This is a genomic window from Bacillus sp. NPDC094064, assembly GCF_050279585.1.
In the GTDB taxonomy this organism is placed as follows: Bacteria; Bacillota; Bacilli; order Bacillales; family Bacillaceae_G; genus Bacillus_A.
The window spans coordinates 16,250-39,474 of record NZ_JBNNUI010000006.1 but is presented as its reverse complement, the minus strand read 5'-3'; the positions used below and the strand labels follow the sequence as shown (position 1 = coordinate 39,474).

The window sequence follows — 23,225 nt, the reverse complement described above, 5'->3', positions numbered from 1 at the left end:
ATTCTGACAGCGACTCTGATTCCGATAGTGATTCCGATTCTGATTCCGATTCCGATTCTGACAGCGACTCTGATTCCGATAGTGATTCCGATTCTGATTCCGATTCCGATTCTGACAGCGACTCTGATTCCGATAGTGATTCCGATTCTGACAGTGACTCTGATTCCGATAGTGATTCCGATTCTGATAGCGACAGTGATTCTGATTCCGACTCTGACTCTGATTCTGACTCTGACTCTGACTCTGATTCCGACTCTGATTCCGATTCCGATTCTGACAGTGACTCTGATTCCGACTCTGATTCTGACAGTGACTCTGATAGCGACAGCGACTCTGATTCCGATAGCGATTCTGATTCTGACAGTGACTCTGATTCTGATGGTGACTCTGACAATGGTTCAAGCAACGAATCTGGCAATGGCTCAAACAACGGATCGAATAATGGCTCGAATAATGAAAGCAATTCCGGTATTGAATCTGACAATTCTACAAAAGTTTTACCAAAAGCCGGTGCTAGCACTGAAAATTCTCTTTTAACATCATTAGGAGCGTTATTCGCAGCGTTAGGAAGTAGCTTATTCTTCTTCAATAGACGAAAAAGAAAAACTAAATAAAAAGTAATTTAATATTAAAGAAGTTCTAAAAATTAAAAAGCACTCCCATACACTTGATCTATCATAGTTTCTCAAGTATATGGAGTGCTTTTTATTATTTAGAAATTACATAATTAACGAAAATTATTATCTCTTACTCATTAATAAGAAGGGAATAGCCTGTTGTACATGCTTTTCTTCCACATACATTACTAACACTGTATTTGAAGCTGATGTAAATACATTACCCAATGATCGAATGATAAATAGAAGGAATAAGCGGATGTGGTTGCTGAGGTTACAATGAGCCAGTCCCTCCACCTCTCTTAATAAGAAGTTTCATTTAATTATCTGAATTCACAGTTCATTACATCAATATATGTAAAAGAGGATGACATCTAACTGCCATCCTCTTTTTATAAATTAATTCTCAAACACAAAATTAATCTTATTATCTTTCCACTCTAACTTCGCATCAAACGTTTTCTCGCCTTTTTTAAAACCTTTAATTAAATCGGTCTTCTCACCTTTTAAGAGCTTTGTCATATTCTTTTGCGAAATTGTTTTGCTTAAAATCTTCTTCGAGATAGTAAAATCACATTGTGTTGTATTATAGTTAGCACAACCGTAAAATGTCGACTTATCGACTACATCACCATCACATTTTTTACAGCTACCAACCTTTTTACCTGTTGTAAATTTCGATCCTTTTCGCTCAATCGATTCAACATGTAATCCAGTGAAATCCCACTTCTCAGACATTTCCACCGCATCTTCAATAATTTTCGCTGATAGCTTTTTCGTTTGTTCCATAAATGTAGCTGGTGAAGCTGTACCTTCTCCAATTTCGGCAAGGCGTTGCTCCCACTTCGCCGTCATTTCTGGTGAAGCTAGTATTTTGTCACCGATTGCGGTAATTAATACTTTCCCCTTATCGGTCGCATACACTTGGTTTTTCTGTACATCTATATATTTACGGTCTTTCAGCATCGTAATAATTCCAGCGCGAGTCGCTTCCGTACCTAAACCTTCTGTTTTCTTTAATACTTTCTCTAATTCTTCATTCTCTAAATACTTACCTGCTGTTTTCATTAACGTAATAAGTTGTCCTTCTGTATAACGCTTCGGTGGCTGTGTTTTTCCTTCTTTCACTTTCACCTTTACAACTTTTCCTAGTTCACCTTCAGCTACAATTGGAAGAATCGTTTCGTCATCTTTATCGTCTTGGAAAATAACTTTACGCCATCCTTCTTGAATTTGCTGTTTTCCTTTTGAAACGAATGCAGCACGTTCATCTACAAGCGTAATGATTGTTGTATAGTCAAAGATTGCGACTTCATAGTGAGCAGCAATGAGTCTTCTTACGATCATATCGTAAATTTTCTTTTCATCACCCGATAATCTACTTGGGTTTGTAACTTGCTCTGTCGGAATAATGGCGTAGTGATCTGTAACTTTCTTTTCATTCACATAACGCTTATTGTTCATAATTGATTCAATTGGTGCTGGTAATAAGCCTTTATATTCATCGAATTGACTTAATTTCTGTAAAATATCAGGGAATGTTGCTGCTTCTCCTTGCGTAACATAGTTAGAATCCGAACGAGGATAAGACACTATCCCTTTTTGATATAGTGCTTGCGTTATATCAAGTGTCTTTTTCGGTGAAAATTTAAATGCTTTATTTGCCGTTGCTTGTAGTGATGATAAATTAAATAAAAGCGGTGGTTGAAACTCTTTACGCTCCGTTTTCATTTCCTTCACTTCAGCTGGTTTCCCTTGACAAAATGCCGCAATTTTATTTGCCATATCAGGGTCTTTTAAGCGAGATTCACTATCTTTCTCCCATTTCCCCTCATACTTCTTTCCTTCTATATTAAAGGTTGCAAACACTTCCCAAAACGGCTCTGATTTAAAGTTTTCAATTTCTTTCTCACGTTTTACAATCAATGCTAACGTTGGTGTTTGTACACGACCGGCGGAAAATACATCATTCATTCCTTTTTTCTTTAGCAAAATACTAAAGACACGAGATGCATTCATACCAACAACCCAGTCCGCACATGACCTTGTATATGCCTCATAGTACGTATTGATTGTATCTGATTCATCAAGCAAGTTTTTAAATCCTTGATAAATCGCTTGCTTTGTTAAAGATGAAATCCAAAGACGTTTCATCGGTTTTTGTACGTTACAAAGATTAATAATATTTCGTACAATCAATTCCCCTTCGCGCCCAGCATCGCCCGCGTGAATAATTTCTGTTACCCCCGGATTATGTAACAGCTGTTTCACAACGTTAAATTGTTTATACTTTGACTTTGTTACTTCAAATTGAAAACGTTCAGGAATCATAGGTAACGTATCAAGTGACCATTTCTTCCATTCAGCATGATAATATTCTGGATTACATAACTGCGTCAAATGACCAATTGCCCATGTACAGTACGCTCCATTTGGAAATAACTCATTTGCTTCTACTTCTAAATATCCATCTTTCCGGCGATATTTAAACTGTGAAACAAGAGCCAAACCTTGATCTGGTTTCTCGGCAATAATTAATTTCATTTTATAACTCCCTATCTGTATTCCAGTGTTACTTTCGTTGTATATATGTTTAGAAGCGATGATAAAACAACAATCTTATTTATCATTCGCGGGTTACTCCAAGTAATGGGATAACTATAATATTATACGCTTATTCGTCATGGCTTCACAATAGAAACTCATTATATAACAATTTCTTTCGCTTGCTCACAAACGAAAAAGAAGCCCTGAAACATGAAGCGCCTACTTCCTTCCATTCCTGAAATTGTGCAGATAATATGCAGATATAAATAAGCATAAGTACTCCCCCTATGAACATATGATGAAGTGAATGATCGGACAGGGAGGTATCATGATGTTTGCTTATACATTAACTACCTTAACACTTTGTTGTATCTCGATTTTTATTACATCGTATGTTTCTAAACGCAGGGGTACCCTAATGGAGTATATGGTATTTATTATGTCTTTTAGTATGAGTATCGGGTTAAGTATTGGTTTTTATTTTGGGATTCTCTTTAAGGGAGAATTACTATATTCTACTTTGCTTGCTATTTTAATTAGTAGCTTTATCGGTTTTTTTGTTGGTCTACGTTTTCATCTGTATACTGCATTAGAAGGAATGTTCTCTGGATTAATGGCCAGTATGATGGGAGCTATGATTACAGAAATGCTAAATGCGCAACAAGCCCATAGCATATTGTTCATCAGCCTTTTACTTACTATAACGATAACTATGTCATGTATGATTCAGCTTTTATCTGAAACCTTTTCTACTTTTATCCACCGGCTCTTTTTATTATTACTTTCAATTAGTGGGGTAATTATTATTTCTGTATTCGTAACATTCCCAGATCATACTCCTCCACCCTCCTCTAAGCATAATCAACATACGCATTAAACAGATATTACTCTTACACTTGTAAATGATAATTTCTTATATTATGTAAAACGAACGAAGTGAACCATTAGAAATCAGTAAAAAAACAAAGTCGCTCCCGTTATACGAATAGAATGGGAACGACTTTGTTTTTTACTTGATTATTTAATTTTAGCAAGAGAAACCTCAGCATTTCCAGCCATCTTTTTAAATAATTTCAATACATATTCTTGCTCCTCAGTAGATAAATCTTCGACTAAAATGTTTTTCCAGCCCAATAAAATTTCAGTTAGTTTTGCTTCAAATGTATATGCTTTATCCGTTAAATATAATTTTTTTATACGTTTATCAACTGTAAATACTTTTCTTTCTACATAACCTTCCTTTTCTAATTTAGCTATCGCTCTTGCAGTTGTTCCTTTATCAACCTTTAGTATGGAAGCTATTTCATCTTGAGACGCACCTTCATTTTCGTACAACACTGCCAAAAATTGATATTGTCCTGCTCCAATATTAAACTCTTTTAATTGTTCATTTATATACACATTTCCATATCTATGTAGTAATGAAATCCAACGTCCAACTGACTCTTTATCGTTTATATTCATTTGTAAGTCCCCTTTCTGAGATTACATTGCTGATACAATTATTATACATATTTGAATTGTAACATTCATGTAAAGTATTGGAGTATTCCCTCTAAAAACATAAAACTTGATTCATTTATAATTTTACCGTAATATTAGTTGCGTTAACAACTAATATATTTATTTTTCAATTTAACTTCTTTAATAGAAAGATATAATAGTTGCGTTGACAACTATTATATCTTTCTTCATTATCGAATTTTAGAAACTAAAAATATATTTCGGAGGGATTTTATATGTAAAAGATTGCGGAAATTTTTATTTTATACACTATAAATGGAGATGATTATCATAGAAGCGACTCAACATAAATTCAACTCATTAAATATGAGCAGTAAAGCAAGGTTATTAATTCTATCTATTTTTGTTCTCGGATCATTTATGACTCTTTTAAACCAAACGCTATTAAATGTCGCAATTCCTGAATTAAGTAAAGTATTTCAATTAGATGTAAATACCGTTCAATGGTTGAGTACTGGATTTATTATGGTGAATGGAATCGTAATTCCCATCACCGCGTATCTTATCGGAAAATTTTCTACAAGGCAGTTATTTATAAGTTCTGTTGCACTTTTTTCAATTGGTACAATTGTAAGTGCCATCGCACCTAACTTTTCAATTTTATTAGTGGGAAGATTACTACAAGCAACAGGTGCTGGTGTAATGATGCCACTCGTACAAACTGTTATTTTTAGTTTGTACCCACCTGAAAAACGAGGCAAAGCAATGGGGATGATTGGTATCGCTATGACATTTGCACCAGCTATCGGCCCCACATTATCAGGATGGATTTTACAGCACTATTCTTGGCGAGTTCTATTCTATATCATTATCCCTATTGGCATAATTGATTTAATTCTAGCTTTCTTCTTTTTACGTAACGTTACAGAAAAAAGCAATCCTAAATTTGATTTGTTAGGTGTAATTACATCAACAATTGGCTTAGGCTCGTTATTATATGGATTTTCTATGGCTGGAAGTCTTGGATGGAGTACAAATGAAGTAATCGTTACTATCATCATTGGAGTCATCTTTATTAGTCTATTTATTTGGAGAGAATTAGTCGCTGAACAACCTATGCTTAACCTATCTGTGTTTAAAAACAAGCAGTTTGCACTAACAATTGGAATTGGAGCTTTTATTGCGCTTGCGATGTATAGTGTAGAACTTTTAACACCTGTTTATATTCAAAATATTTTAGGACACTCCACACTTCAAACTGGGTTAATTTTATTACCTGGTGCAATTGTGATGGGAATTATGTCTCCTATAACTGGTATTATTTTAGATCGTTACGGTATACGACCATTAACTTTTGTCGGTATGCTTACGATTATAGTCACTTCATGGTTCTATACAAATTTAAGTTTAGATTCAAGTTTATTATATGTCACTGTCCTTTACTCTACTTTTATGTTTGGGATTTCTTGCATTATGATGACCGTGATGACATTTGGGTTAAATCAGCTTCCTCCTTCTATGAGTCGTCATGGGGCAGCAGCAGCAAATACTGCTCGCATGGTTTCAGGAGCAATTGGTACCGCATTATTAACAACCGTTATGTCTACACAAACGAAAAATTATTTACCTGACTTAATGGGAAAATTACCAAAAGTAGAGGCTTTACAAGAGGCAAGTATTTTAGGTATGCAAGATGCTTTCCTCGTAACAACTGTATTAGCAGTTCTCGTATTTATTATGACGTTGTTTCTTAAAAAGAAATGATACTTAGTTTCTCAATAGCAAAAAAGGTAACCCATAACGTAGCGGTTACCTTTTTCTTATTATTTAACTACAGACTGATTTTCCTTTACATGAGCATTATTTCCACTCATAAACTCTTCAATCTCTTCAACTTCTCTAATGATATCTTTTGATAAGTTTTCATACCCATCTTTCGTTACAAGAATATCATCTTCAATACGAATACCGATTGATTCTTCTTCGATATATAAACCTGGTTCAATCGTAATAACCATACCTTCTTCTAACACCCTATCTTTGTATGTTCCTACATCATGCGTATCTAAGCCAAGGAAATGGCTTACTCCATGATAATAGTATTTAGACAATTCCTCGTCTTCTTGAATTAAGCCAATTGCTTTACACTCTTCTGCTAGTACTTTTTTTGTATGCTCATTTAATGCAGCAAACTTTACTCCTGGCTTAATAAGTTCAGTTGTTTCTTTCAATGCTTTTAACACGATATTATATATTTGCTTTTGGCGACTAGAGAATGTTCCACTTACTGGGAATGTATAACTAATATCAGCGTTGTAATAGTCTTTTTGAGCACCTAAATCCAACAGTACTAAATCACCATTTTGAATTTGTGCATCATTATCTTCATAATGCAGGACTGTGGCATTTTTACCACTCGCCAAAATTGTATGAAACGCATGATGTTTAATACCTGCTGATTTCAGCGTAAAATCAAAATGAGCTTCTAATTCATATTCCATCATGTCTACTTTTGCATGCTTTAGCACATTGTAAATACCATCTTTCGTTACAGCAATCGCTTCTTTAATAATTTCAATTTCTTCTTCTGTTTTAAACACTCGTAATTCACAAATATTCGGATATACGTTACCAATTAAAACGTGTGGATATTGTTCTCTTATATGTTTAGCAAACGTTAAAACTTTTGTCTCCGTACCATTCCACTCTCGACGCTCTAAATCTAAATAGATGTGCTTCACATTTTCTGTAAAAAGTATATTTGACATTGTCTTTTCAAAGCTATCCAAATATACAACTTTCTTTATACCTGAAATTTTCTCTGCTTCTTCACTAGAAACTGTTTTACCGACCCATTTTTCCATCACTGGATCTGATTTTTCAATGAAAAGTATTTCTTCTACGCTATTTCCTAGCTTCTTCAACATGAAAATAACATTCGGCCCATCGATTCCTGTTACATAGTAAAAATTGCGATTCGGCACAAACTTATAATGTCCATCAGCTGACATGTGAGGTGCTTGTCCAGCGAATAAAATAGTAATGGACTCATCTGGTAATGTTTTCGTTAGTCTCTCTCTATTTTGAGCAAAAAATGTTGATTTCATAATAATCCCCCTAGCGTTCTATATATGTAAAGCTAATTGTCTTCTGCTATTCATTTTATTATTGTTATAATTTTTCGTCAATTTTTAATCTTTTTAGACGGTATTGACATAATAAAAATTAAGCGTTACAATAACTATAAATTAGTAAGTAACTAATTTAATTAAATTTAACTAGAGGTGAAAACAAATGCAAAACATTTTATTCCGTATTAACGAATTAGCAAAAAAAGAAAGAACATCTGGATTAACAATTGATGAAAAACAAGAACAACAAATGTTGCGACAAAACTATACAAAAACATTTCGCGGAAGCTTAGATTCCATTTTATTAAACACAAAAATTGTTGATCCAAATGGTATTAATGTTACACCATTTGCATTACAAGACGCTCAAGATCGTTTGAAATTTAGCAAATGAGTTCCGCGCTAAAAAATTTCAATAAAACATAAAAAAGCTGGAATTCCTATATAGAAATTCCAGCTCTTTTTATTGTCTTTTCTAATTTAACATATGAGCGATACATCGCAATTCTCCACGATACAATCATCGCAAATGCGAGTAAGAAAAACATTCCGCTTAACTGTGCTAAATCGATCGATTGACTTAAATACGATTTCATTGCTACTCGCACTGCTAATAAGCCAACTAAAATAAATATAAATGCTTTTGACGGTTTCATATATATTTGTTCGCTTCTTACTTCGAACTTCGTTGTTTTAATAAGAAATATAGAGAAAATAAGCCCTACTGCAATTGCTTCTACTATTTCTAATGATGTTAACCGAAACTCTGGTAAGAAGTACATCATAGCACCAGTACTCATAAAAAACGGTGGTAATATAATTTTCTTTTTCGTTACTGGTTTTTTCGCTGCTTTAAAACGTAGAAACATTACTCCAACAGCCATACAAACTGCTACGATACTTGATAAAAGTGCTACATTCATATTCTCCACTCCTACCTATTTAAAAGACTTTTTAAGCAAAATCATAAACCAAACGAGCCCGACACTTATAATGACATGAGCTAATCCAGCCATATGGCTTAAACCGTTAAAATCAGTTCCGTTTACTTGTAGAAGACCTCTAAATACCATTGTAGCAATAGTAAAAATGAGTCCTATATTATAAACAACAAACCATGCACGAAAACTTTTTGTATCTTGCATTTGAAATACTTTAAATAAAGCGAAAGCGACCAAAAAGAATATGAATCCTAATACTAATACGTGTGTATGCACTAATTGCAACATAGTAGAACCTTTAATTCCTTGTGCTTTCGTATACTCTCTTGCAAATACACCTGATAATAAACCAATTATTAAGTACATGAATGCTGCATTATATAATTTCTTCATTATACTCCTCCTGCTGTAAACTTTCCATATTCGATGCAATCATTTTACGTACAGATTATGAACGGAGTATGAACAAAACATTACATTCTATTTTCGAAAATAAAAAATCCATTTCACAACTATTTGAACAGCTCCTTGTCAAGTAGACAGTGGAAATAATAAAAATACTTTTTCCACCTACCGTATACGTTACGGTCTGACCCATTTCCTCAGCAATACTTTTAAAGCGGGTTATGTTGTCAGCACTTACCTTCATATTCCGTGTAGAACCGTCACTATAGGAACTCATGCCTCCGGTAGTCGGAAAGCGGAGTGTCTGTACCTTTTCTCCGTTTACATATAAGCTCTTGGTACTATTGGTAGCGTCAGTCGCATACCTTATTTTCAATATTTTTTACCGCCTGAAGTTCCTCCGTCAATCTTAAGCATTTCTAAATATGCTCGTCCATCGTTCATATTGACAACCTTACTACTAAACACATTGACGTCATCGCTCATGGTTGCGTAAGCGAACGCACCATCTTCAGCTTCGTACACGCCGATTTTATTCGGTTTCAGTTGTACCGTACCGTTCCAAATTGTTGTCAAAGTGTTGAAGTCTCTGCCCCTAATATTCACCTTGTCATTATATACGTCAAATATTAAACCATGACCACATGTAACACATCCATCTCTTACTGCTGAGAATTCTTTGTTATATAAATTGCCTTGCAATTTCATATCTTCATGGGAATATAAATGGTAAAGGGGACGCTGGTGGATATCATCATGTTAGTATGATGGGTGAAGGGGAAATTTTAAAGATTACAAAACAGCCTAATAAATATGGCGTATATGAAGCATAAAATAACCGTTAATGGTAAAGTAAAAGGACCAACTTCTACATTTTTCCCAAATGAATGGAGTAGAGTAGAAGTCTTACAAGCAATTAAAGAAGCTTATAACAATAAAGTATATACAAGAAGATCAAATAGTTATATTGGTACAACATCAAACAGTATGTAAATTAGAATATTTATCGATTTGAATGATCGTATTATTCCTACTTTTCCAAAATATCAATAAATGAAAGGATAGTTTTTCTATGAAATATACATATGAATTTTTTAAAGGACCTTTTAATGTCCTAATGATTAAACTTCCAAAAGAAATTGAATTAGTTTCAGAGTTATTAGAGAATGATGTTCATGGTAAAGAGTGGGTAGAAGAACTAGATAAAGTTTTGAATAAAGAAATTAATTGTGCAAATTTTAGAGGTAACTCTTGTGATTTGGACGTTAAACCAGATTTCACAAAGATTATCCACCGGTATGTGGAAGATGAAGAATACACTTGCGAAATTGAAACGATTGAATTAAAGAACTTGATGTTAGTATGGTTAACAGAGTATGAAAATGACTTACAAAACCGTAATCTTAACTAAAATAGATAACAAGACCCCCTCCTCGCCAGAGGCGGTCTTGTTATTTTTTACGTTCACATACAAATAACTATTCGTATTGTTGTACGCGTTCCCTTTTAAATTATATACGTTTACTTTACCATCGATAGCAATGACTAATGTTGCTTTTCGATTGTACTAATTGCCTATACCTTGTTCTAAAGGAATCTTCTTGGCTAAAATGATAAACATAATTTGTTGCATAAAGTAAGTTCTGCATTTGACTTGTATTAAATATACATAATTACATTTATCCCCTGTAGAATTGGCTTCGAAATTATCAACTGATGAAATGAAAATAACCGCATATCCTGTTTATACTAGGAGGTAAAAAATGAAATATACATACGAATTTTATCGTGATGGACTTGGCGGATTGAGAATACGTTTGCCAAAGGAGATTTCTATAATTTCTCATTTTTTAGAAGATATTTTAGATGATGAAGCAGATGAGTATATACAGATTTTAGATAATGTAGTAGACCAAAAAGTTCCGCAATATGAAATAGAAGGGAACGTAGCAGCAGTCTACATTGAACCTAATCATACCAGTGCTATTAACTTCTTTATGAGTGCCCCAAATAATCAATGTAAAATTGAGACCTCTGAATTTAGAGAACTGCTTGCGTTGTGGAGAGATACAGTGGTAGCAGAGGGGAAAGATATAGAAGCATAAAAGAAAACCGCCTGAAATGATGTGCACCCAAATAGTAGTACATGAAAAAACACCTAAACCATCTGTTCCCTATATTCTTTAGGGGATAGGTGGTTTAATTTCTCTTGAATTCGCACACAATTATAGTAATGAATGTATTCTAGTACAATCTTTCGCACAGTTGTGTTGGATACTTTTGTTATCTGTTGTGAATAGAAAGCTTCGCTTTTCAAATGACGAAAGAAGCTTTCCATGACGCATTATCATGGCCTTTTCCTCTCCGGAACATGCTGGTAATAATGCCTTTTTCTTTGGCATACGCTTGAAATTCTTTCGCGGTGTAAATGCTTCCTTGATCCGAGTGAAGGATGACATCTTTTACTTTTCGCCCTCTCATTGCTTTTTTTAATGTCTCCATCGCTAATGTCAGCGTTTGTGATTCACTGATGACATAACTAATAATTTCACGATTAAAGGCATCCATAATCGTTGATAAATACAAGGTACGCTCTCCAAATAATAGATAAGTCACATCCGTAAACCACTTTTCATTTGGTGCCGATGCTTCAAATTGACGTTCCAATCGATGAAGGGCTACCACTGGTTCCGCACCATATATTCAAGATTTATAGATTTCTTGCACCAGAACCGTATTACTCTCACTCTCCTCCTACACTTATTTTCACACCATTTAGTTAGCCTAAAGTTTTAATACCTCTATCTTAGAATCACTTGCACATGAGACAAGACTGATTTAACGTACAAGAAAATGTCAAGCACTGGTTATCGTTTCTTTATGTGCCTTTTAAAAATTGGTAGAAAAGCATATTAGTATAACTCAAGAATATCAAAATCCACTTCAACACACCTCTAAAAAAATATATATTGAGATCCTATTGGAATATATCAAATAGGAAAGCTTATATTCTATAGTTAGCAAAAATAAACCAGATGCTAAAAAGCATCTGGTTTATTTTTGCTAACTTAATGGCTATGCCCCTTAAGGGGTATTTTTATGCTGCAGGTTCTGTTGGAACTGGTTGAACAGGAGTTACTTTCCCACCATCCAATTCACTATTCATCATGAATTGATTCATAAATTCACCAATCATTTTTTGCAACTCATCCATTGGAACAATGTTCTTTTCAGAAGTATCGAATGTGAATTTGATTGGTTTATCAATAGATTTGATATCAGAATTAATATTCATATCAAATTTAAATGTTTCTTTTTCATCTTTAGGATTTTTTGCTTCGAAATGAATTACTGCATCCTGTTTTTTAATTGTTTTTCCATCCATTGTATAAATTAAAGAAACAGAAGATTTACCAAGGTTTGCACCTTCCAATTCTTTCTTAAAGTCTGCAATTTCTTGTTTTGTTCCAGTAAAGTTTTTCATTGTAGACATTTCATCAAATACCTTTTCAATCACTGCTTTTAAATCTTTACCTGTTAATTTCACAGTATATACATCTTCTTCTTTTGTAAAGTTGTCTTCAGGAAGCGCTTTGATTGCATCTAATAACGATTTCTGTACTTTCTCTTGGATTTCCGTAGATTCTTTTGTATCTACTTCTCCTAAATCTTTCATATCCATTTTGATAACTTTTCCCTCTAGAGTAGAAAAACTATCACTAGGAATTCCAGCTAATTGTAATAGTGATTTTACATTATTCGCTTTTACATATAAAGCCTTTTTCCCTTCATCCATAAGCATTGGAATCGATATATCCATTTTCATTGCATCTGTTTTAATATTTGCACCAATTGTTATTTCATCTTTTTTTGCATCTTTATCTGTTTTTGAATCAACTGTAATTGATATGTTTTTTAACATATCAATTGCCGCTTTATCTTCCGGTTTCATATCTTTCGCATTAGAATCGAGTTTAATAGAAATTGAACCGCTTGATTCCATTTGTTTTGCATTTAAAATGCTTTCTGTTGAAGAAACAACTGTTTCTTTTGCAGATTTTCCACACGCAGATAAAGCAAAAAGACTTAAACTTGCTACAACCAATAATCCCTTTTTACCAAACTTCATAAAACCACCCCTTCAATACATTAACGTTCCCCTTCCATACATTAACATATCTTTTCTATCTTAACAATCATATAGAAGAATTTAATGTTGAGAAGAACTGGTGTGTATTGAGAGATGCACATTGTCATCTATTGGTTAAACATGGCTACTACAAATTCGATAAAGAAGAGGTTAAGTGCAACTAATTAAATTTACTGAATGGAATTAATTCTAAACATGGTGTAGTCAAAGAGGTTTCAGTTTCCTCAAAAGAATGCAATGGCTGTAAGAGGAGATTTAAAACTAGTAATATTTAATTCTCTATGACTATTATACTTTTTTATCCATTTTCTCAAAATCGCAGTACTATATATATTGTATTTTTGGATAACCTTGCTTAACGAATAGTGTCCAGATAGATAATCATTGACGGCTGCTAACTTTAACTCTTTTGAATAACGCTTCCAAGAAAGTGCTTCTTCTAGGCCATCTTCACCATTCGCTTCATACCTTCTCTCCCAATCTCTAATTGTCCCAGGATCAATCAAGAATTTATCAGCAATGTCAGCTATTGATTGATGACCATCTTTATAAAGAGCTAAAATAGCCAATTTTTCAGCTTTAGAATATTTCATTCGAGCCATAAGAAAATACTCCCCTTAGATAAACAGATTTTTATTTTTTATCTGTCTACCTAATGGGGAGCATATCTATTGATTGCGAAATGGATTCTTCACTTATTTTAAATCTTCAATTGAGAAAGCGCCTGGAAGTAACTGTTCAACAGTTACTTCTTTTTCATCACCTTTTACATTCGTTAGTAATACAGGCATTTTCGGATTACAAAACTCAGCAATTACTTGTCTACAAGCACCACATGGTGAAATCGGCCCGTCCGTTTCTCCTGTAATAACTAAGTAACTAAAATCACGCTCACCTTCTGATACTGCTTTAAATATCGCTGTTCTTTCTGCACAGTTACATAAACCGTAAGAAGCATTTTCTATATTACAACCAGTATAGATTTTACCTTCTTTCGTAACTAATGCTGCACCAACTGGAAATTTAGAATACGGAATATACGCTTTTAATAACATCTTATTTGCTTCTTCAATATATTTTTTCTTATCCATATTATTTCCCCCTGAAAGTAAATGTAATGATGATTAATCAGTAATAACTGTATGAACTAATTTTGGAGCAACTGCTGTTTCAGCGATAGAAATGTTCTCATAAATTTTAGCTTTTACATCTTCTACATTTTCGCGATTTGCATAAATCGTTACGAACGGCTCGCCTTCTTTTACTGCATCGCCAACTTTTTTACGTAACATTAAACCTACTGCTAAATCGATTTCATCTTCTTTTGTCGCACGGCCTGCACCTAATAACATAGCTGCGATACCGATTTCATCTGCAACAATGTTAGAAATAACGCCTGAAGTTTTAGCCGGTACATCAATGACATATTTCGCTTGTGGCATTTTTTCTGGATGATCTACAATCGAGCTATCTCCTCCTTGATTGCTTAAGAACTCTTTAAACTTCTCAGTTGCTTTTCCGTTTTTCATAACTTCAATTAACATTTCACGTGCTTCTTCTAATGTATTTGCTTTTTTCGCCAATACAACCATTTGGCTACCTAATACAAGCACTAATTCTGTTAAGTCTTCTGGACCTTCGCCTTTTAATGTATCGATTGCTTCTTTCACTTCAAGGGCATTACCAATCGCAAAACCAAGAGGTTGTGACATATCTGAAATAACAGCCATCGTTTGACGTCCAACATTATTTCCGATACGTACCATTGCATGTGCTAATTCTTTTGCATCTTCTTCTGTTTTCATAAATGCGCCGGCACCTGTTTTTACATCAAGTACGATTGCGTCAGCACCTGCTGCAATTTTTTTACTCATAATTGAACTTGCGATTAATGGAATTGAGTTTACTGTTCCTGTTACATCACGTAATGCATAAATCTTTTTATCAGCTGGTGTTAAGTTTCCTGTTTGTCCGATAACAGCCACTTTATCACGGTTTACAATATCGATGAACTGCTCGTTCGTAATTTCAACGTGGAATCCTTCTACCGCTTCTAATTTATCAATTGTTCCGCCTGTATGTCCTAAACCACGACCAGACATTTTTGCTACTGGTACATCTAAAGCAGCAACTAATGGTCCTAATACTAATGTTGTTGTGTCACCAACACCGCCAGTTGAATGTTTGTCTACTTTAATTCCTTCAATTGCTGATAAGTCAATCGTTTCTCCAGATTCAACCATTGCCATTGTTAAATCTGCACGTTCACGATCTGTCATATCTTTAAAGAAAATTGCCATTGCAAGTGCACTCACTTGATAATCCGGAATACTTCCATCTGTATATCCATTAATAAAGAATTTGATTTCTTCAGTCGTTAATTCTTTTCCGTCACGTTTTTTCGCAATAATATCTACCATTCTCATTATAATCACCATTCCTTTTCATATTATATGAATCTGTTAAAATAATAAGCCAACGATTGTTGCCGATAAGAAACTTACTAATGTTGCACCGAAAAGTAATTTCAAACCAAATCTCGCGACTACATTTCCTTGTTTTTCATTTAAGCTTTTCACCGCTCCTGCAATAATTCCAATTGAAGAGAAGTTGGCAAATGAAACTAAGAATACAGATATAATCGCTGTTGTTCTATCTGAGAAATTGAAGTTTCCTTGTGCTAAATCTGTCATAGCTACAAATTCATTCGATACAAGTTTTGTTGCCATAATATTACCGGCATTAACTGCTTCGTGCCAAGGCACACCCATAATAAATGCAAATGGTGCAAATACATAACCAAGAATTTCTTGGAATGAGATACCGATTACACCTTTAAACAATGCATTAATGAATGCGATAAGAGCAACGAAACCAACTAACATAGCCGCTACTGTAATCGCAACTTTAAATCCATCTATAATGTATTCCCCTAATACTTCAAAGAAGGTCTTTTTCTCTTCTTCTTGTACTTCTAACATATCTTCTTCTTCAGTAACTTCGTACGGGTTAATGATAGAAGCAATAATGAAACCACCAAATAAGTTAAGCACTAAAGCGGTTACAACATATTGCGGTTTTAATAACACCATGTACGATCCAACGATAGACATAGATACTGTTGACATCGCAGATGCACATAATGTGTACATTCTTTTCTCTGGCAATAAACCTAGTTGTTTCTTAACTGAAATAAACACTTCAGATTGTCCTAAAATCGCAGAAGCAACAGCGTTATACGATTCTAGTTTCCCCATGCCATTTACTTTACTTAATGCTAAACCGATAGATTTCACAATAATAGGTAATACTTTAATATGTTGCAAAATACCTATTAAAGCTGATATAAATACGATTGGCATTAATACACTTAAAAAGAATGAAAACTCTTTTTGATTTACTAATCCACCAAATACGAAATTCACACCGTCAGCAGCATATTTTAATAATTCTCCAAACCCATCTGCTATTCCGCTAATTAATATATTCCCAGCGCTTGTATTTAATAATAAAAACCCCAAAATGAACTGTAATATAACCATCGTTATGATTGGGCGATATTTGACTTTCTTTCTATCATTACTAGCCAGCCAAGCGATACCTAAAATCAATACGAGGCCGAAAATACCTATTAAATATTTCATAAGTCGTCTTCTCCCTTTCGTATCCGCTTACATTTTTTTCAATTGTTAAAGCACTAGATACAATTTACTTGAAACGTGTATCTAGTGCTCTTTCATTCATTTGTAATTAGTAGTTATCTGTAGCACCTTTTGCATCGTTTAATACGATTGCAACACTAGCACTTGCTCCAACGCGAGAAGCTCCAGCAGCTACCATTTTGTCTGCATCTTCACGTGTACGAACGCCGCCAGATGCTTTTACACCAACGTTTGGTCCTACTGTTTTGCGCATTAATGCGATGTCTTCAGCAGTTGCTCCGCCAGTTGAGAATCCAGTTGAAGTTTTTACGAAATCAGCACCAGCTTTTACTGATAATTCACAAGCGCGTACTTTCTCTTCATCTGTTAATAAGCAAGTTTCAATGATTACTTTTACAAGAGCTTTTCCTTTTGCTGCTTGTACTACTTCATAAATGTCTTTTTCAACAAGTTCATTATCGCCATCTTTTAAAGCGCCTACGTTGATTACCATATCAACTTCAGTTGCACCTTTTGCGATAGCATCTTTTGTTTCAAATGCTTTTGTTTCAGTCGTGCTTGCTCCTAATGGGAAACCGATTACAGTACAAACGTCTACATCATGTCCAGCTAATTCTTCAGCAGCTAGCTTTACCCATGTAGGATTAATACAAACTGAAGCAAATTTATATTCTTTTGCCTCTTCGATTACTTTCATAACATCTTCTTTTGTAGAATTAGCTTTTAAAATTGTATGATCAATTAACTTTGCAATGTTCATTATATTCACTCCTCATATCTTTTAACAACTTCATTCTAACCCTTAGTTGAACAAATGTAAATACACTTTTGAAATTTTGTTCATTCTTTTCCGAAAAGGCGTTTCTTACATTGAATGAAACGCAATCTAGCTGAAAAACAACTGATATAGATTACATGTTGAAATCAAAACTTTGATGTTAACACTGGTAGTATGTATCTCAATATCCATAATTATTTTAAAAAAAGGAATCTTTTTCATTCATGCACGACTAAATAAAAGGCTTTCTCAAAATCGTAATTTTGAGAAAGCCTTTTATTACTAACTTTTTTAATAATGTAACAATTCTTTCGCTGTATGCTGATCGATAATTAATACATTTGCATAGCCGCCACGTAACGCACCATCAATTGCTTTTATTTTTCTATTACCACCAGCAACTAAAATTGAACGTTTCTTTAATTTCAGTTCCTCTAACTCAATTCCAATAGTACGCTTATTAATTTCTTCACTACTAATATTTCCGTCTCCATCAAAGAAACGTGAACAAATGTCACCGACAGCTTGTTTTTTCAAAATGTTCGTTTCATCCTTATCGAAATATCCTAATCGGAATAATAACGCTTCATCTCGCACTGTTCCAACAGTGAAAATTGCAATATTTGCTTGTTTCCCCATTTCGATAATGTGATGAATATGTCGATCCTGCTCTACCAATTCTTTTGTCACTGCATTATCAAATATAACTGGGAGCGGTAAATTTCGTGGTGTCGTTTGAAAAGCCTCTGCAAATAAAGCAATGGTCTCATTCGCATATGTATTTACACTCGAATGACTAATACCGCCTTTTAACTGGACAACTTCTACACCTTTTACATGTTGCGGTACAATTTTTCTAGCGATTTCATACATCGTCATTCCCCAGCTTACACCAACGATATCACCGTTTTTAACCGTCTTTTCCATATACTCAGCTGCATATTTACTAATATATTCTGTAATCGTTGCATATTCTGGAACTGGAGAAAATACGACATGTGCCTCTAACAAGTTGTATTTTTCTTTCAGTAAATTTCCAACGTTATCTAAATCAGCAAATGGATCGGCTATACTAATTTGAACAAATCCTTTTTCCTTCGCGTACTTTAATAATCTAGAGATAGTCGGTCTTGAAATATTTAATTTATTAGCAATTTCTTGCTGACTATAATCTGATTGATAATATAATCTTGCAACTTCAACGCTTAATTGTTGTTTATCTTTATCCATAGTAACTCATTACATATCCTTTCCTGTATTTCCTTTTCGTTACAAGCATTATACAGCTTTATGTAAAAAATTCGAATACCGAATTTTTTCTAACTGAACTTCTACTACACTTAATATATACAACGAAACCTTATTGTATATATTTATAAACTCAATATAGATGCTCTTGAAACATGTAAATCGATTTATATTTGATTCATTCTTTTTGTTTTTTTTTGTAGTAACGATAACAAACATTAAACATCGTTGATGGAACTTCCTTAATAAAAAAGCTCTACAAAACAAAGAATATAGATTATGTATCCATAGAAATGCAGTCCCAATCTTCATTTCTATGATTGATTAGCCAGAACAAGCCCCTTCGTCTTTCAATAACAATACTTTCCTGCATACCTGCAGTTGCTTCTCTCTCATTAATTCTATCATGTACACAAGCCCAATGAAGCCGATAAATGAGGTCGGCCTCGTCCAACATCTCTTCTGCACTTCGCAATCTTGTTTGTTGATAAAATTCATTAAAAGAACTACAATCAGAAACAAGTTTAATTGCGTAATGACAATCACAGATATCTTTTGGAAATTTCAGTGTATTTATGAGTCCTATTGACCAAAGTAAAACCCATTGGGCTTCATACTGCCATGTAATCTGTATTGCTTCTTTCTGGTCAGGGTGCTCTGAATTTAGGAAATTTCTTTCCTGCTTCGTTAATGATTCAACCACATCGAATTTGTTCAGCAGCTCCATGACGAACTCTTTGGAAGTTTTCAAATCACCTTCTTGGGCAACATCACAAGCATATTGTATGACAATCAGCAAAGCTACCGCTCTCTTCGTAATCTCTTCTCGACTTCTTAACTGAATACTTGTCAAAGGAGGCAATTGAGGCAACCCTTCGATATATGGAATCCCTTTATCTTGCAGGTAGCTTATCGATTTCTGTCTTCTTTTTTCCCCATCGGTAGAAGTACTATTCTGTCCCGTTATTTTTTTCGTACATGCGTGAGGAGTAAATTCTGAAGGACCAGAGGATCCATCGGGAAATACGATTACTTGTCCATCCTTCCCGATGAGAGTTCGATCAGGGATAAAACCAATACCGTTTACCTGATTAAGTAACTTAAGGAACAGCTCCACGTAGTCATCACTATAATCCTTCTTCGTCTCTATAGCAATTATGGTATTAATTACAGAAATCTGTGCCAAAACCATCCTCTTAAGACGTTCTTCTTGAAATGCAATTTGATCGTACATATGCATCATTCCAGGAATATTATTGGAAAAATAATCAGGAGATGATTCTTCAGAATCCACCCGAATAATAATTTTATTTTTGCCAAATAGTCCCTTTGATTGAATAGTATATTCATTTTTATTGCGTTCAACCTTGAATCTATTTTGGAAAACTTGAGTAATGAAACCTTCTATATCATTTGTATCGTTCCTTGATGCGAATATCGTGAAAAATCTCAATTTTCCCCCTCCTCTAATTCTTATATTCATCTTATCTATTAAATTTAGAAAAAAAGAACATAAGTTGTTTAACATATTATACATGACTAATATATTAAACAGCCATTTTATTATGGCTTGTTCTTCAACTAAAGTCCGTATTAGTGAAATAATCTAACCTACGTTTTTGAGCTTCGATACCACGCTACTACTTCTCGTTCAATCCCCAATACTAGCTGCTCCTTTTCTTTGATTCTACAGAAAGGATAGCGTGTTTTTTCATTTTAGGGGGGGATTTTAAATAAATGAGAGTTTGTCCAAACCCTATTTTTAGAAGTTCATATACTATAGTGTGCGAACTAATATTTTGCACAGTTTGATTTATATTCCAAATGTTAGACAAGCTCGATTAAAAATAATAAGAAGGTGAGTATTTCATGTTAGAAGAAAGTTTATCTAAGAAAATGAGTGCACCACAAAGACAACAAATTATAAACCAAAATAATGGACATAGAGAAAATAGAGATAATTCATCCATATCAATACAGCAAGTGGACTCAACTGATTTTCGAATCTCAACATTAAATGGAAATCCCGAAAATGAGCCTACTGTTGGGGTCAATCCAAATAATCCAATGTCAATTATTGCTGCTTCTCACGCCTATACGCTTCCAAGTGGGTTTCCTCAATTTGGATTATATCGATCCACTAATGGTGGGGCCACATTCACGACTAATTTTCTCCCAGTCCCAGCAGGGTTCAGAAATACTGGCGATCCAATCATAGACGCCGATCTAAACAATAGGTGGCTATTAGCCGGTATCGCTGTTCAACCTCTTTCATCAACAGTAGATAGAGCATCAATCATTGTTTATCGGTCAGTTGACGATGGAGCAACCTTTTCTAATGCCATTAACGTTTCTGGTATAAATAACAATTTCTTTGATGATAAAGAATATCTTGCATTCGACAAGACCTCATCAAGTTCGTTTGTAGGGAATGCCTATATTAGTTATACTAGGTTTACTAATGATACAGGAACCTCTCAAATTTTACTTCAAAGGTCTATAGATGGTGGATCAACATGGCTGCCACCAGTTGCAATCTCAGGGGTAATTGCAGGACCTACCTCCTTTGTACAAGGATCAAATGTTCAAGTAGGTCCGAATGGAGAGGTATATGTTGCCTGGATTGAGGGAGATTTCACTAACGCCACGTTTCGAATTCGCCGATCTGATGATGGTGGGGTAACATTCGGTCCCACTGTTAATGTCAGTGCGATTATTCGAGTTCCTGATCCTCTTCCTCCCTGGGCATTCCGTGTGCCTACCTTTGCTTTTCTCGCGGTAGATAGATCAGAATGTTTTGGTTCTGCAAACTTTGCGAGAGTGTATGCTGTATGGCAGGCTAACGACCCAACAAATGCTCATATTCTTTTGTCTTTCTCCGATAATGGCGGAGTCACATGGTCAACCCCAATACGTGTTGATAATAGTCCTGAGAATACCCAAAATTTTTTCCCGTTTGTAGCAGTTTCCCCATGTAGTGGCACCGTAACCGTGATTTACTATACAAACCGGGAATCTTCTTCTCTTCTAGATGTTTTTTTAGCAGTTTCGACTAATGGTGGAGCCACATTTACAAATACACGGATAACAGACGTTTCTTTTGACCCTAACGCCGATCCTTCCTTTGGTAATCCGTGCACATTTATAGGCGATTATATCTTTTCTGCCTTTATTCCTCCAGCTTTGCCGGAACCGGAAAAGTTAATCTCAGTATGGACTGACACTCGGAGCAACAACAGTCAAGATATCTTTGGCAACATCAGTGATCTTGAACGGATCCCATCCATCAGCTGTCCTGGTAATATCACTCAGGATAATGACCCGGGTGTTTGTGGGGCGATAGTGAACTATCCACCGCCAACTGTAAGTACTAGCTGTCCTGGAGTGACTTTTAGCTGCAGCCCTGCTTCTGGATCCCTATTTCCAGTAGGTGAAACCACTGTCACTTGCACTGCTACTGACATTTGTGGAGGAACTGGAGAATGCTCTTTTACGGTTACAGTAAACGATACTGAACCACCAAAAATCCAATGCCCTAACAATATTACAAAAGCAAATGATCCTGGTGAATGCGGTGCTATTGTTACATTTCAACCTACGGTTACAGATAACTGTCCAGGTGTAACTTTTTCCTGTTCGCCAGCTTCTGGATCTTTCTTCTCTGTAGGAACCACTCCTGTGACTTGTACAGCCACGGACGCATCGGGAAATACAGCTACATGTTCCTTTACCGTCACAGTAAACGATACTGAACCACCAAAAATTCAATGCCCTAACAATATTACAAAAGCAAATGATCCTGGTGAATGCGGTGCTATTGTTACATTTCAACCTACGGTTACAGATAACTGTCCAGGTGTAACTTTTTCCTGTTCGCCAGCTTCTGGATCCTTCTTCTCTGTAGGAACCACTCCTGTGACTTGTACAGCCACAGATGCATCTGGAAACACAGCTACATGTTCCTTTACCGTCACAGTAAATGATACTGAACCACCGATCATCAATTGTCCTGCCAACATTACTGTAGCTATTGCACCTTGTCAGGTAGAACCTATAGTCAACTTTGCACCTACTGCAAGCACCAACTGTGGTGTAGCTTCGGTGACTTGCTTCCCACCATCCGGCTCCTTTTTTAATGTGGGAACCACTACCGTAACTTGTACGGCTACCGATATTCATGGAAATAGCAGCACTTGCAACTTTTATGTTACAGTGGTGCTACTACAACCTTGTATTGCACAATGCAGGTGTTTTAATTATTACAAGTGTTTGTAACATAATA

22 protein-coding genes and 1 pseudogene are annotated in these 23,225 nt (G+C 34.9%); 8 read left to right on the top strand and 15 right to left on the bottom strand.

Annotation, left to right across the window (positions count from 1 at the left end):
* Positions 1–614, top strand: a 614-nt coding sequence (locus ACQKNI_RS14870; RefSeq protein WP_427282481.1) for an LPXTG cell wall anchor domain-containing protein, incomplete at its 5' end; no start/stop codon positions are given.
* Positions 615–1,016: 402 nt separating this feature from the next.
* On the opposite strand, the gene topB is transcribed toward ACQKNI_RS14870, so the two are convergent.
* On the bottom strand, positions 1,017–3,161 hold the full coding sequence (gene topB / locus ACQKNI_RS14865) for a DNA topoisomerase III (protein WP_088231288.1): 2,145 nt from the start codon (positions 3,159–3,161) through the stop codon (positions 1,017–1,019).
* Positions 3,162–3,495: 334 nt separating this feature from the next.
* On the opposite strand from topB, the gene ACQKNI_RS14860 reads away from it, so the two are divergent.
* Complete coding sequence (locus tag ACQKNI_RS14860) at positions 3,496–4,041, top strand: hypothetical protein (RefSeq protein WP_098882647.1); 546 nt, start codon at positions 3,496–3,498, stop codon at positions 4,039–4,041.
* 140 nt (positions 4,042–4,181) lie between these two features.
* Here the strand turns inward: ACQKNI_RS14860 and ACQKNI_RS14855 are convergent, their stop codons facing one another.
* Positions 4,182–4,628, bottom strand: coding sequence for a MarR family winged helix-turn-helix transcriptional regulator (locus ACQKNI_RS14855; RefSeq protein WP_088231286.1), 447 nt, complete (start codon positions 4,626–4,628; stop codon positions 4,182–4,184).
* A 321-nt stretch (positions 4,629–4,949) separates the two neighbouring features.
* Between ACQKNI_RS14855 and ACQKNI_RS14850 the strand changes: the two genes are divergently transcribed.
* The gene (locus ACQKNI_RS14850) at positions 4,950–6,392 is read left to right on the top strand and encodes a DHA2 family efflux MFS transporter permease subunit (RefSeq protein ID WP_249278325.1); all 1,443 of its coding nucleotides are present in this window, start codon (positions 4,950–4,952) and stop codon (positions 6,390–6,392) included.
* A gap of 59 nt (positions 6,393–6,451) precedes the next feature.
* Here the strand turns inward: ACQKNI_RS14850 and ACQKNI_RS14845 are convergent, their stop codons facing one another.
* Positions 6,452–7,735 carry an aminopeptidase P family protein gene (locus ACQKNI_RS14845; RefSeq protein ID WP_088231284.1) on the bottom strand — a complete coding sequence of 428 codons (1,284 nt, stop codon included), beginning with the start codon at positions 7,733–7,735 and terminating at the stop codon, positions 6,452–6,454.
* A gap of 187 nt (positions 7,736–7,922) precedes the next feature.
* Here ACQKNI_RS14845 and ACQKNI_RS14840 point away from each other — a divergent pair, with 187 nt between their 5' ends.
* The gene (locus tag ACQKNI_RS14840; protein ID WP_088231283.1) at positions 7,923–8,153 is read left to right on the top strand and encodes a DUF896 domain-containing protein; all 231 of its coding nucleotides are present in this window, start codon (positions 7,923–7,925) and stop codon (positions 8,151–8,153) included.
* A gap of 46 nt (positions 8,154–8,199) precedes the next feature.
* Here the strand turns inward: ACQKNI_RS14840 and ACQKNI_RS14835 are convergent, their stop codons facing one another.
* From ACQKNI_RS14835 to ACQKNI_RS14825, 3 genes are all read right to left on the bottom strand, one after another.
* Positions 8,200–8,682 carry a CcdC family protein gene (locus ACQKNI_RS14835; RefSeq protein WP_088231282.1) on the bottom strand — a complete coding sequence of 161 codons (483 nt, stop codon included), beginning with the start codon at positions 8,680–8,682 and terminating at the stop codon, positions 8,200–8,202.
* Positions 8,683–8,697: 15 nt separating this feature from the next.
* Positions 8,698–9,093: a DUF2871 domain-containing protein gene (locus ACQKNI_RS14830; RefSeq protein WP_088231281.1), complete on the bottom strand. Its 396-nt coding sequence runs from the start codon at positions 9,091–9,093 to the stop codon at positions 8,698–8,700.
* A gap of 384 nt (positions 9,094–9,477) precedes the next feature.
* Positions 9,478–9,807, bottom strand: coding sequence for a hypothetical protein (locus ACQKNI_RS14825; RefSeq protein WP_088231279.1), 330 nt, complete (start codon positions 9,805–9,807; stop codon positions 9,478–9,480).
* A gap of 120 nt (positions 9,808–9,927) precedes the next feature.
* Between ACQKNI_RS14825 and ACQKNI_RS14820 the strand changes: the two genes are divergently transcribed.
* The 3 genes from ACQKNI_RS14820 (at position 9,928) to ACQKNI_RS14810 (ending at position 11,210) form a co-directional block, all read left to right on the top strand.
* A complete protein-coding gene (locus ACQKNI_RS14820) occupies positions 9,928–10,098 on the top strand; it encodes an EndoU domain-containing protein (protein ID WP_176549298.1) in 171 nt (56 codons plus the stop codon).
* Positions 10,099–10,177: 79 nt separating this feature from the next.
* Entirely contained in the window at positions 10,178–10,516 is a 339-nt protein-coding gene (locus ACQKNI_RS14815; RefSeq protein ID WP_088231278.1) for a hypothetical protein, read from the top strand.
* 352 nt (positions 10,517–10,868) lie between these two features.
* Complete coding sequence (locus ACQKNI_RS14810; protein WP_088231277.1) at positions 10,869–11,210, top strand: hypothetical protein; 342 nt, start codon at positions 10,869–10,871, stop codon at positions 11,208–11,210.
* A gap of 53 nt (positions 11,211–11,263) precedes the next feature.
* Here the strand turns inward: ACQKNI_RS14810 and ACQKNI_RS14805 are convergent.
* From ACQKNI_RS14805 to ACQKNI_RS14765, 9 genes and pseudogenes are all read right to left on the bottom strand, one after another.
* A pseudogene (locus tag ACQKNI_RS14805) lies at positions 11,264–11,808 on the bottom strand (IS3 family transposase); the annotation flags it as partial.
* A gap of 394 nt (positions 11,809–12,202) precedes the next feature.
* Positions 12,203–13,234, bottom strand: a complete 1,032-nt coding sequence (locus tag ACQKNI_RS14800; RefSeq protein ID WP_098882646.1) for a hypothetical protein — start codon at positions 13,232–13,234, stop codon at positions 12,203–12,205.
* Between the two features lie 245 nt (positions 13,235–13,479).
* Positions 13,480–13,857 (bottom strand): helix-turn-helix domain-containing protein, encoded by a 378-nt coding sequence (locus ACQKNI_RS14795; RefSeq protein ID WP_088231275.1) that lies wholly within the window; start codon positions 13,855–13,857, stop codon positions 13,480–13,482.
* Between the two features lie 93 nt (positions 13,858–13,950).
* On the bottom strand, positions 13,951–14,346 hold the full coding sequence (locus tag ACQKNI_RS14790; protein ID WP_088231274.1) for a cytidine deaminase: 396 nt from the start codon (positions 14,344–14,346) through the stop codon (positions 13,951–13,953).
* A 33-nt stretch (positions 14,347–14,379) separates the two neighbouring features.
* Positions 14,380–15,681: a pyrimidine-nucleoside phosphorylase gene (locus tag ACQKNI_RS14785; protein WP_002118293.1), complete on the bottom strand. Its 1,302-nt coding sequence runs from the start codon at positions 15,679–15,681 to the stop codon at positions 14,380–14,382.
* Between the two features lie 36 nt (positions 15,682–15,717).
* Positions 15,718–16,899: a NupC/NupG family nucleoside CNT transporter gene (locus ACQKNI_RS14780; protein WP_088231273.1), complete on the bottom strand. Its 1,182-nt coding sequence runs from the start codon at positions 16,897–16,899 to the stop codon at positions 15,718–15,720.
* Positions 16,900–17,005: 106 nt separating this feature from the next.
* Entirely contained in the window at positions 17,006–17,677 is a 672-nt protein-coding gene (deoC, locus tag ACQKNI_RS14775; protein ID WP_016088364.1) for a deoxyribose-phosphate aldolase, read from the bottom strand.
* 309 nt (positions 17,678–17,986) lie between these two features.
* Positions 17,987–18,925 (bottom strand): sugar-binding transcriptional regulator, encoded by a 939-nt coding sequence (locus ACQKNI_RS14770; protein ID WP_088231272.1) that lies wholly within the window; start codon positions 18,923–18,925, stop codon positions 17,987–17,989.
* A gap of 295 nt (positions 18,926–19,220) precedes the next feature.
* On the bottom strand, positions 19,221–20,396 hold the full coding sequence (locus ACQKNI_RS14765; RefSeq protein ID WP_088231270.1) for a DUF4272 domain-containing protein: 1,176 nt from the start codon (positions 20,394–20,396) through the stop codon (positions 19,221–19,223).
* A 416-nt stretch (positions 20,397–20,812) separates the two neighbouring features.
* On the opposite strand from ACQKNI_RS14765, the gene ACQKNI_RS14760 reads away from it, so the two are divergent.
* Positions 20,813–23,218 (top strand): HYR domain-containing protein, encoded by a 2,406-nt coding sequence (locus ACQKNI_RS14760; protein WP_088231269.1) that lies wholly within the window; start codon positions 20,813–20,815, stop codon positions 23,216–23,218.
* The last annotated feature ends 7 nt before the right edge of the window (positions 23,219–23,225 follow it).

Excerpts from the sequence above, each read along its gene's own strand:
- ACQKNI_RS14860 (WP_098882647.1), top strand. The coding sequence starts at position 3,496 with ATGTTTGCTTATACATTAACTACCTTAACACTTTGTTGTATCTCGATT.
- ACQKNI_RS14770 (WP_088231272.1), bottom strand. The coding sequence starts at position 18,925 with ATGGATAAAGATAAACAACAATTAAGCGTTGAAGTTGCAAGATTATAT.
- ACQKNI_RS14840 (WP_088231283.1), top strand. The coding sequence starts at position 7,923 with ATGCAAAACATTTTATTCCGTATTAACGAATTAGCAAAAAAAGAAAGA.
- ACQKNI_RS14835 (WP_088231282.1), bottom strand. The coding sequence starts at position 8,682 with ATGAATGTAGCACTTTTATCAAGTATCGTAGCAGTTTGTATGGCTGTT.
- ACQKNI_RS14810 (WP_088231277.1), top strand. The coding sequence starts at position 10,869 with ATGAAATATACATACGAATTTTATCGTGATGGACTTGGCGGATTGAGA.
- ACQKNI_RS14815 (WP_088231278.1), top strand. The coding sequence starts at position 10,178 with ATGAAATATACATATGAATTTTTTAAAGGACCTTTTAATGTCCTAATG.
- ACQKNI_RS14850 (WP_249278325.1), top strand. The coding sequence starts at position 4,950 with ATGATTATCATAGAAGCGACTCAACATAAATTCAACTCATTAAATATG.
- topB (WP_088231288.1), bottom strand. The coding sequence starts at position 3,161 with ATGAAATTAATTATTGCCGAGAAACCAGATCAAGGTTTGGCTCTTGTT.
- ACQKNI_RS14820 (WP_176549298.1), top strand. The coding sequence starts at position 9,928 with ATGAAGCATAAAATAACCGTTAATGGTAAAGTAAAAGGACCAACTTCT.
- ACQKNI_RS14780 (WP_088231273.1), bottom strand. The coding sequence starts at position 16,899 with ATGAAATATTTAATAGGTATTTTCGGCCTCGTATTGATTTTAGGTATC.
- ACQKNI_RS14760 (WP_088231269.1), top strand. The coding sequence starts at position 20,813 with ATGTTAGAAGAAAGTTTATCTAAGAAAATGAGTGCACCACAAAGACAA.
- ACQKNI_RS14790 (WP_088231274.1), bottom strand. The coding sequence starts at position 14,346 with ATGGATAAGAAAAAATATATTGAAGAAGCAAATAAGATGTTATTAAAA.
- ACQKNI_RS14830 (WP_088231281.1), bottom strand. The coding sequence starts at position 9,093 with ATGAAGAAATTATATAATGCAGCATTCATGTACTTAATAATTGGTTTA.
- ACQKNI_RS14855 (WP_088231286.1), bottom strand. The coding sequence starts at position 4,628 with ATGAATATAAACGATAAAGAGTCAGTTGGACGTTGGATTTCATTACTA.
- ACQKNI_RS14800 (WP_098882646.1), bottom strand. The coding sequence starts at position 13,234 with ATGAAGTTTGGTAAAAAGGGATTATTGGTTGTAGCAAGTTTAAGTCTT.
- deoC (WP_016088364.1), bottom strand. The coding sequence starts at position 17,677 with ATGAACATTGCAAAGTTAATTGATCATACAATTTTAAAAGCTAATTCT.
- ACQKNI_RS14845 (WP_088231284.1), bottom strand. The coding sequence starts at position 7,735 with ATGAAATCAACATTTTTTGCTCAAAATAGAGAGAGACTAACGAAAACA.
- ACQKNI_RS14795 (WP_088231275.1), bottom strand. The coding sequence starts at position 13,857 with ATGGCTCGAATGAAATATTCTAAAGCTGAAAAATTGGCTATTTTAGCT.
- ACQKNI_RS14785 (WP_002118293.1), bottom strand. The coding sequence starts at position 15,681 with ATGAGAATGGTAGATATTATTGCGAAAAAACGTGACGGAAAAGAATTA.